Raw genomic sequence first — 12,577 nt, 5'->3', positions numbered from 1 at the left:
GCGGCGCGGCCCAGGTGTGGACCGAGCGCATACGCGGCCGGCTCGCCGCGGCCGGCGGAGCCACCCCCGCCCTGGAGCGGGCCGGCTACGACCTCGCGCTGTCGCGGTCCGTGGACGACATCGAGATGGCCGCGCTGCTGCTGGAACGGGTCGCCGGGTCCGCCGACGAGGCCGGGGACCGGCCCGCCGGCGACCTGTGGGCGGCGGCCCAGGCACGCAGCACGGCGAAGGCGGCCGAACTGCTGCTCAGCTCCGTGGACCGGCTCCTGCGGGCGGCCGGCACCGAGTGCCTGGCGGCGGAGGACGAGCTGCAACGGCGGTGGCGCGACCTGCGGACGGTGGCGAGCCACGGCACGCTCCGCTACGCCACGAAGGCCGCCGCCTACGCGGAATGCATCTGGTCGTCCGGTCTCCCGGACGACACCGGAAACCGAAGGAGCAAGCATGCCTGACGTCGCTGTGGTCACGGGAGCCAGCCGGGGCATCGGCCGCGCCATCGCGGCGCGGCTCGCCAAGTCCGGGTACGACCTCGCGCTCGTCGCCCGGTCCGAGGGCCCGCTCGCGGAGACGGCCGCGCTCGTCGAGGGGTTCGGCCGCCGTGCCCTGACGGTCGCGGCGGACATCACCCGACGCGACGACGTGGAGCGGGTCCGTACGACGGTCCTCGACGCGTTCGGGCACGTCGACGTGCTCGTCAACAACGCGGGCTACGCCAGCCGGCCGCAGCCCTTCGCCGAGTGGGACCCCGACGACTGGTGGCAGGTGATCGAGACGAACCTGCGGGGACCCGCGCTGCTGTGCCGGGCCCTGCTGCCCGGGATGCTCGCCCGCCGCAGCGGTTACATCGTCAACATCAACTCGCTGCAGGGGTCCAAGGTGTCCGGCGCCGGCTCGGCCTACGGCGTCTCCAAGGCCGGCCTGATGCGTCTCACCGACGCCCTGGCCGACGAGGTCCGCGGCTCCGGGGTGACCCTGTTCGACCTGAGCCCCGGGCTGGTGCGCACCGAGATGACCTCGGGACGGCCCGACCTCGACGCCCTGCCCGAGAGCGCCTGGTCACCGCCGGAGGCCGCAGCGGAGAAGCTGGCGCACCTGCTCTCCGGCCGCTACGACGCCCTGCACGGGCGCTTCGTCCACCTCACCGACGACCTCGACGACCTGGTGGGGCGGCTGGCGGGAGACGCGCGGCTGCTGCGCATGCGGCCACCCGCCGACCCCGCCGACACGACCGCCACGACCGACAAGAACGCCTAGGATCCCGGAACCTCCGTGAGCGCATCGATACTGATCGTCGGACTGCCCTGGAGCCAGGACGAGCTGACCCTCGCCGTGGAGGCGGTCCGCGCACTCGGCGGCCGGCCGGTCGTCGCCGACACCGAGCGGGCGCTCGGCGCCATCCGGCGGCCCGAGGGCTGCACCTACCTCCCGGTGGCGGAGCTGAGCGTGTCCGCGGTCCTCGCCGCCTGCGGCGACACGCGGCCCGACCACGTCGTCTCCATCACCGAACTGACCACCGTGCTCGCCGCGCGGGTCCGCGAGGCCTTCGCTCTGCCGGGCACCTCGGCGGAGACGGAAGCCGCCGTCACGGACAAGTTCCGCACCCGCTCGCTGCTGCGCGCCGCCGGACTCACCGCGGTGGACTGCCGGGAGACGTCCCTGCGAGACCTGCCCGCGGTGCTCGCGTCGGTGGATCTCCCGGTCGTGGTGAAGCCCGTGGCCTTCACCGGCAGCCACGGCGTCCGGCACATCGCCGTCCCCTCGGACGCGGACGCCCTGAGGGACTTCTACGACGCCGACGCCGCCGCGGAGTCCGGGCGCGACCGCCTCATCGTGGAGTCGGTGATCCCGGGCGACGAGATCAGCGCCGAGGCGGTCTGTGTGAACGGCGAGGTCCGGATCCTCGGCCTGACCGACAAGTTCAACACCGGTGTCCCCCACTACTACGAGGTCGGCCATGTCATGCCGAGCGGCCACACCGCGCGGTGGCTGGACCCGGTGCGGGCCTACCTGCAGGACGTCGTCTCCGCCCTGAAGATCCGGACCTCGGCGCTGCACGCGGAACTGATGCTGCACGACGGCCGGGTCGAACTGGTGGAACTGCACACCCGGTTCGGCGGGGGCAGCATCGTGCAGCTGCTGGCCGAGGCGTACGGCGTCCGCGCCTACGACGTGTACTTCACGGCACTCCTGCGCGGCGAGCTGCCCGAGGTGCCGCGCGCCACGGGCACCGCCGGGGTGGCGTTCTTCGGCGGCTGGGCGGGCGCGCCGTTCCGCTGGCACTCGTACGACTTCCCCTGCGCCGACGCCGTCCTGGCGCTCAGTCTGGACGCGCGGGCCCAGCCGAAGGTGCGGCAGCACGAGGGCATCCGCCTCGGCTACTGGCGTACCGGGCGGGCCGTCTTCCGGGCGAGCGGCGCGGACGGCTACGCGCGGGTGGCCGCCAACGTGGCCTTCGTACGGGACCAGTTCCAGCGCCTCGACCCGGCCGCCCGCCCGCAGGACAGGCCATCGCACCACGAAGGGACCCACCGGTGACGCACGTTCTCATGGTCGGCTTCGGCTCCGTCTTCCTGGACGCCGTGGAGGGGGCCGTCGCCGACGGCAGCATCGTGGTGCTGGAGGAGCCCGACAACATCCGGCACCGGGGCCTGGAGGGGGAGGCGGAGCGCCGGGCCTGTCTGCGCGCGGTGCTCCCGGCCACCTACCAGCAGGGCGGCGACTGCGTCGACATCGCGACCGAACTGCACCGGTCCTGGCCGATCGAGGCGGTGGTACCGGCCCTGGAGTACGCGGTGCCGGCCGCCGCGGCGATCGCGGAGAAGCTCGGTCTGCCGGGCGCCACCTCCCGGGCCGCCGCCGTCCTCCGGGACAAGCTGCTGCTGCGGGAGGCGACCGGCAGGGCCGGGATGCCGACGCCCCGCTGGCGGGAGATCCGCGGCCCCGAGGACATCGTCGCGTTCGCCCAGGCCGGTCCCGTGGTCGTCAAGCCCGCCGACCGGCAGGCGAGCGTCGGCGTCCAGCTGCTCGACCACTGCGATCCCGCCGAGGCCGAACGGGCCTGGCAGGCGCTGCTGGAGGCGGCCGAACCCGGCCACGCGCCCGACCGTCCGCTGGACCGGCGCTTCCTCGCCGAGGAGCGGGTGTACGGCACCGAGTACAGCGTCGAGGCCCTGGTGCGCGAGGGCGGCGTCGAGTTCTTCAACGTCACGGAGAAGTCGGTGATCGGCGGCCGGCATCCGGTGGAGTCCGGCCATGTCCTGCCGGCCCCGGTCAGCGCCGAGACCGAGCAGGACATGCGGACCGCGATGCGCCGGCTCGTCGAGGCGACCGGGTTCGGGTCCGGGATCCTGCACGCGGAGTGGATCATGACGGGGAGCGAGCTGGTCCTGATCGAGTGCGCCGGCCGGTGTCCGGGCGACCGCCTGACCGATCTGCTCGACCTGGCCTACGCGACCGCGATCCGGCCGGCCCTGATCGAGATCCTGGCCGGGCGGCGCCCGCGGCTGCCGCAGCGGGCCGCGGGAGCGGCGGCCATCCGGTTCATGTCCGCGCCGCCCGGCGAGGTGGTGTCCGTGGAGGGCGTGGCGGAGGCCCGGGAGCGTCCGGGGGTGCACAGTCTCCAGGTGACGGTCGCCGAGGGCGACCGGATCCGGCCGTGGTCGTCCTCCTGGGACCGGTACGGCTACGCCCTGGCCACCGGCCGGAACCCCGAGGAGGCAAACAGCCGGGCGGTCGCCGCCGCCGCCTCGGTCCGCGTGCGGACCCGGTGACGGCCATGGCGCGCAAGAACACCTCGGCCGAGCCGACCGGAGCGGGGGGCGGTGCCGGCGCGCCGGGCGGCCCGGCCGCGCCGACGCCGTGGGCGCGGCTCGGCCGGCGGCTGGCGGCCCTGTGGCCGCCCGGACGGGCCGAACGCGGCCTGGTGGCGATGGCCCTGGCCGACGCCACCGGGACCGGAGCGTTCCTCTCCGTCTCGGTGGTCTTCCTCACCCGCAGCGTCGGGCTGTCCGCCTCCCAGGTCGCCGTCGGCCTCAGCCTGGCGGCCGGCGTGGGGCTCGTGACGACGGTGCCGGTCGCGATGGTCGCCGACCGGTTCGGGCCGCGACGGCTTCTGGTGCTGGTGACCCTGTGGCGGGCGGCGTGCTTCGTCGTCTACCCGTTCGTTCCGGACTTCACCTCCTTCGTGGTGCTCATGGTGCTCATGGGCCTGGTCGACAAGGCCGCCGCGCCGCTCGGGCAGGTGCTGGTCGGCATGGCCGTGCCGGAGGACGCCCGGGTGCGCACCATGGCGGTCATGGGCGCGGTGCGCAACTGCGGTTATGCGGGCGGCGCGCTGCTGGGCAGCCTCGCGCTCCTGGTGGACCACTGGTCGGGCTACGCCGCGGTCATCCTGGCCAACGCCGCCTCGTTCGTGGGGCTGGCCGTCATCGCCGGGCGGCTGCCGCTGCGGCCGGGGGCGACGGCCGACGCCTCCCGGCTGCGCCGGACGCTGTCCTTCGACGTCTTCAAGGACCGCCCGTACGTCGTCCTCGCGCTGCTGAACGGGGCGTTGACGATGCACATCACCCTGCTGAGCGTCGGCATACCGATGTGGGTGACCCAGGAATCGCAGGCGCCCCGGTCGACGGTCTCCGCGGTGGTGGTCCTCAACGCCGTGCTGGCCGTCCTGTTCCAGGTGCGGGCGAGCCGAGGGGCCGAGGAACTGCCGACCGCGGCGCGGCTGATGCGGACCGCGGGGCTCGCCCTGGCCGGGTGCTGTGTACTGCTCGCCGCGGTGCCCCGGTTGCCGGCCGTGCCGGCCGTCGCGGTACTGCTCGCCTCGGCCGTCGCTCTGACGGCGGGTGAGCTGCTGCAGTCCGCCGGCGGCTGGGGGGTGTCCTACGGCCTGGCCCGCAAGGGCCAGGAGTCCGCCTACGTCTCCCTGTTCTGGCTCAGCGTGGGCCTGCAGCAGGTCATCGCTCCCTTGGTCGTGGCCCTGGTGGTCAGTCGCGGTGCCCTCGCCTGGCTGCTGGTCGGCGCCGTGCTGGCGGCCGCGGGGGCGGTGGCGCCCCGCAGCGTCGGGTGGGCCGTGCGCGACCGGGAGACCCAACGACACCGGCACGACGAGGAGAACTGAGATGTCCTTCTTCAACACGCCGACGGACAAGAACCTGGCCCTGCTCCTGGATGTCCTACCGGCCGTGCTGCTGGTGCTGGCGGCGTCCGGGCTGTGCGGCCGGCTGGCCGTGGCGCTGAAACAGCCGCGCGTGCTCGGCGAGATGGTCGCCGGTGTCCTGCTGGGCCCCACGGTGCTGGGGAAGCTCTGGCCGCAGAGCCAGACGTCCCTGTTCTCGGCCGACGTCAAGTCGGTCCTCTACGTGTGGAGCACGGTGGGTCTCACGCTCTTCATGTTCCTCGTGGGGTCGGGCTTCAGCCACAAGGCCGCCGACGCGCGGGAGGGCGGCAGAGCCGCCGTCCTGGCCCTGTCGGGCATAGGCGCGCCGCTGGTCCTTGGGGTGGGCGTGGGCGCGGTGCTGCACGGCGAGATGTCGCTGTCCGACGTGGGCATGGGCGAGTTCTGCCTCTTCCTGGGCGGGGCGCTGTCGATCACGGCCTTCCCGATGCTCGCCCGCATTCTGTACGAGCGGAACCTGCAGAACTCCCGCCTGGGCCGGCTGTCCCTCCTGGGCGCCTCCCTGGACGACGCCGCCGCCTGGTGCTTCCTGGCGGTCCTGACGGCGCTGCACGGGAACCAGGGCCTGGGCAAGGCGCTGGGGACGATCGTCCTCGCCGCCCTGTTCTCCGTGGTGATGCTGGTGTTCGTGGCGCGGGCCCTGAAGCCGCTGGGCGAGCGGGTGGAGCGGACCGGCCGGTTCGGGTTCGACCACCTGTACATCGTCCTCCTCATCGTCCTGGCCGCCGGCTGGTTCACGGACCTGATCGGCGTCTACTCGGTCTTCGGCGGGTTCATCGCCGGGCTGTCCATGCCGAAGAACCCGGCGTTCGTCGCGGCGCTGCACCACCGCATGATGGACCTGGTCTGCGTGCTGATGCTCCCGGCCTTCTTCACCTTCTCCGGACTCAACACCCAGCTCGACGGGATCGCCGGGTGGACGATGCTGCTCGCCTTCCTGCTGATGCTGGCGGCGGCGGTGGCCGGGAAGTACACCGGGTGCGCGCTCGCCATGCGGAGCATCGGTTTCAGCTGGCGGGAGTCATGGGCCGTCGGTGGCCTGATGAACGCCCGGGGACTGATGATCCTGATCTTCATCAACGTCGGTCTGGCCGAGCGGATCATCTCGCGGGACGTCTTCTCCCTGCTGGTGCTGGTCGCCGTGGTGACGACCGGCATGGCCCTGCCGCTCTTCCGGTGGGCCATCCCCGAGGCGAGCGAGCGGCAGCTGATCGCCGCCGCTGCCGACCCGTCCGACACCCTCGGCACGTCCGTCGGCGCGTCCGTCCGGGGGTGACGGCCGGGGCGCCCGGCACCGCGAACCCGCCGCCCGCTCGCCGGGGTGAGGGGGGTGTCAGAGCAGGCGGCGGATGTCGCCGCGGACGCGGTAGAAGCCGCCCGCCGCCGGGTGCAGGGCGTCGACGACGTACCGGGCGCCGGGTTCCCGTATCGCGCGCGGGAACTGGACGTTCCACGAGGAGTCGTAGCCGTCGGAGACCACATGCACCCGCAGCCGGCCGCTCTCCTGGACGCACTCGACCACCACCGCTCCGGCGGGCGCCCGGTCGACCGTGGACACCGCGGCCGCGGCCGTGGCCGGGGCGTAGGTCGGCAGGGCGGCGGCGAGCTTGACGTCGCGCACCACCGGCACCGTGCCCTGCTGGGCCGCCGAGATGGCCGCCTCGCTCGCGTCGACGCAGACCAGCGAGCCGTCGGTGGTGACCAGGTACAGCCGCTCGTCGCGGTACTGCATCGACAGCGCCGAGCCGCTGCCCGTGCCGAGCTTCCACAGGCGCCGGCCGTCCCGGTCGAAGCAGTAGACGGAGGAGGCCGCGTCCCCGGCGAAGACGAACCGGCCGCCGGGCGAGGTGGCGCACGAGTACACGGGGGCGTCGCAGGCGTACGTCGCCTCGACGGCGCCGGTGTGCTTGGACAGCCGCTGGACCACGCGGTGCGCGGTGCCGGCGTACACCGCGTCCTGTTCCTGCCAGCCGAACAGCACGCCGCCCTTGGTGGGGGTGTGCCACAGCTCGCCGCCGCCGTCCGGTGCGTAGGCGGTCACGCCCCGGTGGTGGCCGTGGTAGACGGCGCGGTCGTCGGCGCGGACCATCCAGGCGTGCTCGCCCTGGCTGCGGCGGGACCACTGGTGTTCGTCCTCGTGGTCGATGACCGTGAGCCGGCCGTCGCGGTCGGAGACGTCCAGGACGCCCTCGTGGATGTCCAGCCAGAAGATGTCGACGTCGGCGGCGATGTCGTAGGCGGCGAAGGGGAGTTTGGAGGAGAGGTCGTAGACCTTCCCGTCGTCGCAGCCGGCGTAGATCCAGAAGTCGTCGGCGACCAGGCACTTCACCCCGTCCGGCAGGCTGAAGCGGGCCAGTACGGCGCCCTCGTGGTCCAGGGTGTAGACGTCACCGGCCTGGTTGCCCACCCAGCAGCGGTCGTCGTCGACGTGGATGCCGAACGCGGCGGAACCGGTGCGGAACCGCCACAGCATCGGTGCCACGGCCCGGGCGGTGGACGGGGCGGAGCTGACCTGCCGGCGGGTCACCTGGCGCGGAGCGCGCTGTCCCTGGACGGCCGGGGCGTATCCCTTGCGGACCTTCTCCCCCACCTTCTTGGCGGCTGCGGCCCGGGCCTTCTCCACGGTCGGGAACGTCGTGGTCTGGGTCTGCCCGGCGGCGCCGATCCTGCCGTACCGCACCGTCACCGTCTGCCCGTCGACGGTCACTTCGTAGAACTTGTGGGCGCCGCCGCCCTCCTGCGACAGCTCCAGATACGTCGTCGACACCGTGGACGCCGTGGACATGGCACACCCCTCCCCAGGACGGACCCGCAGCCGTTCCAGCAGGTCCTCAACTGCTCCTCACCGTAAGGGGACCCACTGACAATCACCCGCGCCCCGGCGACCAGCCCATCCCGCCCAGGAGCTGACGCAGGCACCGCAGGGCCAGGGCCGCCGGGGAGCCCTCGCCCGTGACGCCGGCCTCCGTGGCGGCCCAGGTCTCCAGCGCGATGCGGATCGCGTCCGTGGCAGCCGTCGCGACCAGGCGTACCCGCAATGCTTCCGGACGCCCGTCGTCGGGCCGGGCGGCGACCGGGGCGAGCCGTTCCCCGGACGGGATGACCGACGGCAGCGGCGTCGGCGGGCAGAGCCGGGGGCCGGGGCTGCTCGCCGACGCCGGCATGAGTCTGTTCGCGAAGCTCTCCCCCGCCCTCGGCCGCGGATGCGCCGGCCGGAGACGGTGGCGTCCGTCGTCGCGATGCTCGGCTCACGGGACGGCGGGTTCGTCACCGGCACCGAGATCCGTGTCGACGGCGGCACCCATTTCTGATCCCTCGCGGACAACGGGCTGCTCATCAGCGCGCGGTGACCCTCGGCGCTCGGGACTCCCCCACCGGCCCGGCCCCCGCGGCGGAGGCCGGGCCGGGCGGGATCCGGTGTCAGGCCAGGGCGATCAGGTCCCGGTAGTCCTCGTTCCACAGGTCCTCGGCCGCGTCCGGCAGGAGCAGGACCCGGTCCGGTCGCAGCGCGTCGACGGCGCCCTCGTCGTGCGTGACCATCACGAGGGCGCCGGGGTAGGAGCCGACCGCGGCCAGCACCTCGTCGCGGGAGGCCGGATCGAGGTTGTTGGTGGGCTCGTCCAGCAGCAGGACGTTCGCCCCGGAGTGGACCAGACCGGCCAGGGCCAGCCGGGTCTTCTCCCCGCCGGACAGCACACCGGCGGGCTTGTCGGCGTCGTCACCGGTGAACAGGAAGGCGCCCAGGACGCGCCGCGCCTCCCCCGGGCTCAGGTGCGGTGCGGCCAAGGCGAGGTTCTCCAGCACCGTGCGCCCGGTGTCGAGCGTGTCGTGCTCCTGGGCGAAGTAGCCCAGGCGCAGCCCGTGCCCGTGCACCACGCGTCCGCCGTCGGGCCGTTCGGCGCCGGCGAGGATGCGCAGCAGGGTGGTCTTGCCGGCGCCGTTGAGGCCGAGCACGACCAGCCGGCTGCCCCGGTCGACCGCCAGGTCCACCCCGTCGAGGACGCGGTGGCCGCCGTAGGACTTGGCGAGGCTGATCGCGCCGAGCGGGGTGCGTCCGCAGGGGGCGGGCTCGGGCAGCCGGATCCGGGCGGTCTTCTCGGTGCGCCGGGCCGGCTCCAGTTCGGCCAGCATCCGGTCGGCCCGCCGGACCATGCTCCGGGCCATGGTGGCGGTGGCGGAGCGGGCCTTCATCCGGTCGGCCTGGGCGTGCAGGGCGGCGGCCTTGCGTTCCGCGCTGGCCCGCTCCCGGGTGCGGCGCCGCTCGTCCGCGTCCCGCCGGCTCAGGTACGTCCGCCAGTCCGTGTTGTGGATGTCGATGGTGGCCCGGGTGGCGTCCAGGTGGAAGACGCGGTTGACAACGTCGGCGAGCAGGGCCGTGTCGTGGCTGATCACCACCAGGCCGCCCTGGTGGGTCTGGAGGAAGCCGCGCAGCCAGGTGAGCGAGTCGGCGTCGAGGTGGTTGGTCGGCTCGTCGAGCAGCAGGGTGCGGTCGGTGCCGGCGAAGAGGATGCGGGCGAGCTCCACGCGGCGCTTCTGCCCGCCGGAGAGGGCGCCCACCGGCTCGCCCAGCACGCGTTCGGGCAGGCCGAGGCCGGCGGCGACGCGGGCCGCCTCGGCCTCGGCGGCGTAGCCTCCGCCTGCCTGGAAGGCGGCCTCGGCGCGGGCGTAGGCGCGCATGGCCCGTTCCAGCGAGGCCGCGTCGGCGGCGTCGGCCATCGCCGCCTCGGCCGTGCGCAGGGTGCGCAGCGCGCTGTCGAGACCGCGGGCGGACAGGATCCGGTCGGTGACGGTCACGGCCGGGTCGGCGGCGCGCGAGTCCTGGGCCAGGAAGCCGACCGGGCCGGTGCGGGTGACGACGCCGGCGGCAGGCCTGGACTGCCCGGCGAGGGCGGTCATGAGGGTGGTCTTGCCGGCGCCGTTGCGGCCCACGAGGCCGATCCGGTCTCCCGGGGAGACGGTGAAGGAGACGCCGGAGAGCAGGAGGCGGGCGCCGGCGCGCAGCTCGGCATCACGGACGGTGATCATTGTTGAACGCTCCGAAAAAGCAAAAGGACACACTTCTGGCGGGGAAGCGGGTCCTCAGCTAAGAAATTCGGGGCGTAGACATGCGGTCACGGTAACGCGGTCACCCGCGCCGGCGCATGCCATTTTTCTCCCGAGGCGCTCACGAGCCGGTCTCCCGGGCCACCACGTCCGTGAGCAGGGGGCCGCCGCAGCCGGCCCGGGGGCCCGGCGTGAAGCGCAGCCCGGTGTCCGGGCCGGTGGGCGTGAAGTCGTACGTCCAGGTGCGCCAGTCGTCGGTGACGATGACGGTGGCCAGGGGGTGCCCCTCGGCCTGACACCGAAAATCCTTCCCGGGGTGGCGGGTTCGCCGCAGGCCACAGTCGCCCGCGAGGGTGCTGGCACGGGCGCGGAAGGTGACGCGGACCGGGCGGCCGGCGGTGGTGGCGAGCCGGGTGGAGATGCCGAGGAATCCGGCGCCGGTGAAGAGGCCCACCGCGTGGGAGCCGTTGTCGGGACCGGCGAGACGCCCGTGACAGGCGTTCACCCCTTGGTTCGTCCAACCCGGGAAGTAGCCGGGAGCGTTGCCGCGGGCCTGCTGGACGGCGTCCGAGAGCCATGGGGTCTGTGCAGGTGCGGGTTGCTGGTGAGGATCGGCCCGGCCGTGGGGGCGGGCAGCCGGGCGTGGAGGGCGTGCCGCCGGACGGCCGCCGTCTTGGCGTACCCCTGGTCGTGGGGTGGACGAGGTCGGAGAGGTCGTCGCCGCCCTGCGGCGAGGCGTGGAGCGCGGGGCCATGTCCACGAAGAAAACCAGGGTCCCGCCCCCGGTTTCCTCGGCGATCCGGCGCACGTGGCGGTTGTAGTCGTCGATGTGCGCCGGCCGCTCGGGCACCCGGGAGGGAATGATCGAGGCGAGCAGGATGCGGGCCGAGGGAGCCAGACTCAGCGGCTCTCGACGAAGGAGCACTGGTGGCTCGGGGCGGCGATGTGGTCGGGACCGTACATGTTGTTCGCGCCGATGTGGAGGAGCACCCAGTCCGGGCGGGCGGCCGGGACCCACTGCGGCAGCAGCGCGGCGAGCCCCTGGACGGTGATGCCGGAGATCGCGGCGTAGCCGGGATCCCCTTGCTGTTCGAAGGCGTTGACGATCGGTCCGAAGAAGTCGATGTCGTGGCCGAGGCGGTGGAGACCACCGAGGAGTCCGGCGCGGTACCCGGCCACGCCGGTGCCGTTCACGCCCACGGTGATCGAGTCGCCGAGCGGCATGATCCGCACGGTACGGGGCGGGGTGTCCGAGGCTCCCCCGCCGAGCGGACCGTCCGCTGCCGTCGCCGCCCGGGCCTCGGGGACCCGGGCGGCGTCCTATTTGGTGCTCCCTCGCGGTGCGGGGCGGGGTTCCATGACGTCTCCCGACGGACGTGGGCCCCCACGGACGTGGGACCCCCACGGGCGTGGGGCGGCGCGGCGCTGTCACCGACGGGCATGCCCGTCGCTGCCACCGCTTCCGCACCGGGCCGCGGCGGTCCACACGGACGGAGGGCGCGGCGGTCCCCCGTTCGATCCGACCGCCAGGAGGCCCCAGGAGCAGCGCACATACGCGCCCTCCCGCACCGCCGCCGCCGAGCCGGGTCGCCGCCCGGCTCGCAGGGGTCCGCCCCGGGCGCCTAGGCCGCCAGCTGCGGATACAGCGCCGTCAGCTCCCCGGAGAGCCCCGCCTTGACCTGTCGGCTGAAGTCGTCCGCCAGCACCTCGTGCGCCCCGGACTCGACGCCGTCGAGCGCGAGCGCGGCGACGTCCCGCGGGGCGGACTTGGGAGCGTCCACGTGTGCGGCCATGTCGGTGTCGACGTAGCCGACGTGCAGCCCGGTGACCCCGATGCCACGCGGCTTCAGCTCCAGGCGCAGCGAGTTGGTCTGGGACCACAGGGCCGCCTTGGTGGCGCTGTAGGAGCCGGCGACACCGAGCCAGGAGAGCACGGAGTGGACGTTCAGGAGGTGCCCGCCTCCGTTGCGCTCGATGACCGGCACGAAGGCCCTGGTGACGAGCAGCGGCCCGAAGAAGTTCGTCTCGAACTCCCGGCGTACGTCGTCCACCTCCGCGTCGAGGAAGGAGTGCGCGCCGAGCAGGATGCCGGCGTTGTTGACCAGGACGGTGACGTCCTGGGCCTGTGCCGCCGCGGCCTCGACGGACCGGGGGTCGGTGACCTCCAGGGCGAGGGGTACGGCGTCGGGGTGCGTGACGCTGCGCGGGTCGCGGGCCGTGGCGTACACCTTCGCGGCGCCGCGTGCGTACAGCTCTTCCACCAGCGCCTTGCCCAGGCCGCGGCTGCCGCCCGTGACCAGCGCGACGGAGTTCTTGATCGACGTCATGTCCATCTCCAGAGGGGAAACCGATCGGTTTCCC

General features: G+C 73.7%; 11 protein-coding genes and 2 pseudogenes. 7 read left to right on the top strand and 6 right to left on the bottom strand.

Going from position 1 to position 12,577, the window contains the following annotated elements:
* From CCN44_RS20215 to CCN44_RS20190, 6 genes and pseudogenes are all read left to right on the top strand, one after another.
* Positions 1 to 452 (top strand): annotated as a pseudogene (locus CCN44_RS20215) (hypothetical protein); the annotation flags it as partial.
* Complete coding sequence (locus CCN44_RS20210; RefSeq protein WP_059247139.1) at positions 445 to 1,254, top strand: SDR family NAD(P)-dependent oxidoreductase; 810 nt, start codon at positions 445 to 447, stop codon at positions 1,252 to 1,254. The pseudogene CCN44_RS20215 and the gene CCN44_RS20210, both read left to right, overlap by 8 nt.
* Before the next feature lie 15 nt (positions 1,255 to 1,269).
* The gene (locus CCN44_RS20205; RefSeq protein ID WP_086698486.1) at positions 1,270 to 2,535 is read left to right on the top strand and encodes an ATP-grasp domain-containing protein; all 1,266 of its coding nucleotides are present in this window, start codon (positions 1,270 to 1,272) and stop codon (positions 2,533 to 2,535) included.
* The gene (locus CCN44_RS20200) at positions 2,532 to 3,770 is read left to right on the top strand and encodes an ATP-grasp domain-containing protein (RefSeq protein WP_086698485.1); all 1,239 of its coding nucleotides are present in this window, start codon (positions 2,532 to 2,534) and stop codon (positions 3,768 to 3,770) included. The genes CCN44_RS20205 and CCN44_RS20200 overlap by 4 nt, the downstream gene beginning before the upstream one ends.
* 5 nt (positions 3,771 to 3,775) lie before the next feature.
* The gene (locus CCN44_RS20195; protein WP_143649875.1) at positions 3,776 to 5,116 is read left to right on the top strand and encodes an MFS transporter; all 1,341 of its coding nucleotides are present in this window, start codon (positions 3,776 to 3,778) and stop codon (positions 5,114 to 5,116) included.
* A gap of 1 nt (position 5,117) precedes the next feature.
* The gene (locus tag CCN44_RS20190; protein WP_059247135.1) at positions 5,118 to 6,449 is read left to right on the top strand and encodes a cation:proton antiporter domain-containing protein; all 1,332 of its coding nucleotides are present in this window, start codon (positions 5,118 to 5,120) and stop codon (positions 6,447 to 6,449) included.
* Between the two features lie 57 nt (positions 6,450 to 6,506).
* Here CCN44_RS20190 and CCN44_RS20185 read toward each other — a convergent pair whose 3' ends face one another.
* Positions 6,507 to 7,958 (bottom strand): WGR domain-containing protein, encoded by a 1,452-nt coding sequence (locus CCN44_RS20185; RefSeq protein ID WP_086698483.1) that lies wholly within the window; start codon positions 7,956 to 7,958, stop codon positions 6,507 to 6,509.
* Positions 7,959 to 8,040: 82 nt separating this feature from the next.
* Positions 8,041 to 8,337, bottom strand: a complete 297-nt coding sequence (locus CCN44_RS45110) for a hypothetical protein (protein WP_086698482.1) — start codon at positions 8,335 to 8,337, stop codon at positions 8,041 to 8,043.
* Between CCN44_RS45110 and CCN44_RS20175 the strand changes: the two are divergent.
* A pseudogene (locus CCN44_RS20175) lies at positions 8,270 to 8,484 on the top strand (short-chain dehydrogenase); the annotation flags it as partial. The gene CCN44_RS45110 and the pseudogene CCN44_RS20175 sit on opposite strands and share 68 nt — an antisense overlap.
* 109 nt (positions 8,485 to 8,593) lie before the next feature.
* On the opposite strand, the gene CCN44_RS20170 reads toward CCN44_RS20175, so the two are convergent.
* The 4 genes from CCN44_RS20170 to CCN44_RS20155 all read right to left on the bottom strand — a co-directional run bounded on the left by CCN44_RS20170 (position 8,594) and on the right by CCN44_RS20155 (position 12,543).
* The gene (locus tag CCN44_RS20170; RefSeq protein WP_167404010.1) at positions 8,594 to 10,198 is read right to left on the bottom strand and encodes an ABC-F family ATP-binding cassette domain-containing protein; all 1,605 of its coding nucleotides are present in this window, start codon (positions 10,196 to 10,198) and stop codon (positions 8,594 to 8,596) included.
* Positions 10,199 to 10,337: 139 nt separating this feature from the next.
* Positions 10,338 to 10,721 carry a hypothetical protein gene (locus CCN44_RS20165; RefSeq protein ID WP_086698481.1) on the bottom strand — a complete coding sequence of 128 codons (384 nt, stop codon included), beginning with the start codon at positions 10,719 to 10,721 and terminating at the stop codon, positions 10,338 to 10,340.
* Positions 10,722 to 11,116: 395 nt separating this feature from the next.
* Positions 11,117 to 11,440: an SGNH/GDSL hydrolase family protein gene (locus CCN44_RS20160; RefSeq protein ID WP_143649873.1), complete on the bottom strand. Its 324-nt coding sequence runs from the start codon at positions 11,438 to 11,440 to the stop codon at positions 11,117 to 11,119.
* Positions 11,441 to 11,838: 398 nt separating this feature from the next.
* Complete coding sequence (locus CCN44_RS20155; RefSeq protein WP_059247131.1) at positions 11,839 to 12,543, bottom strand: SDR family oxidoreductase; 705 nt, start codon at positions 12,541 to 12,543, stop codon at positions 11,839 to 11,841.
* Between the last annotated feature and the right edge of the window lie 34 nt (positions 12,544 to 12,577).

The sequence above is a fragment of the Streptomyces tricolor genome, assembly GCF_002155905.1.
Lineage (GTDB): Bacteria > Actinomycetota > Actinomycetes > Streptomycetales > Streptomycetaceae > Streptomyces > Streptomyces tricolor.
The sequence above is the reverse complement of the archived record's forward strand: the minus strand, read 5'-3'. Positions and strand labels throughout refer to the sequence as shown.

Coding starts and splice junctions, on each gene's coding strand:
- CCN44_RS20210 (WP_059247139.1), top strand. CDS start 445: ATGCCTGACGTCGCTGTGGTCACGGGAGCCAGCCGGGGCATCGGCCGC.
- CCN44_RS20195 (WP_143649875.1), top strand. CDS start 3,776: ATGGCGCGCAAGAACACCTCGGCCGAGCCGACCGGAGCGGGGGGCGGT.
- CCN44_RS20190 (WP_059247135.1), top strand. CDS start 5,118: ATGTCCTTCTTCAACACGCCGACGGACAAGAACCTGGCCCTGCTCCTG.
- CCN44_RS20185 (WP_086698483.1), bottom strand. CDS start 7,958: ATGTCCACGGCGTCCACGGTGTCGACGACGTATCTGGAGCTGTCGCAG.
- CCN44_RS45110 (WP_086698482.1), bottom strand. CDS start 8,337: ATGCCGGCGTCGGCGAGCAGCCCCGGCCCCCGGCTCTGCCCGCCGACG.
- CCN44_RS20170 (WP_167404010.1), bottom strand. CDS start 10,198: ATGATCACCGTCCGTGATGCCGAGCTGCGCGCCGGCGCCCGCCTCCTG.
- CCN44_RS20160 (WP_143649873.1), bottom strand. CDS start 11,440: ATGCCGCTCGGCGACTCGATCACCGTGGGCGTGAACGGCACCGGCGTG.
- CCN44_RS20155 (WP_059247131.1), bottom strand. CDS start 12,543: ATGACGTCGATCAAGAACTCCGTCGCGCTGGTCACGGGCGGCAGCCGC.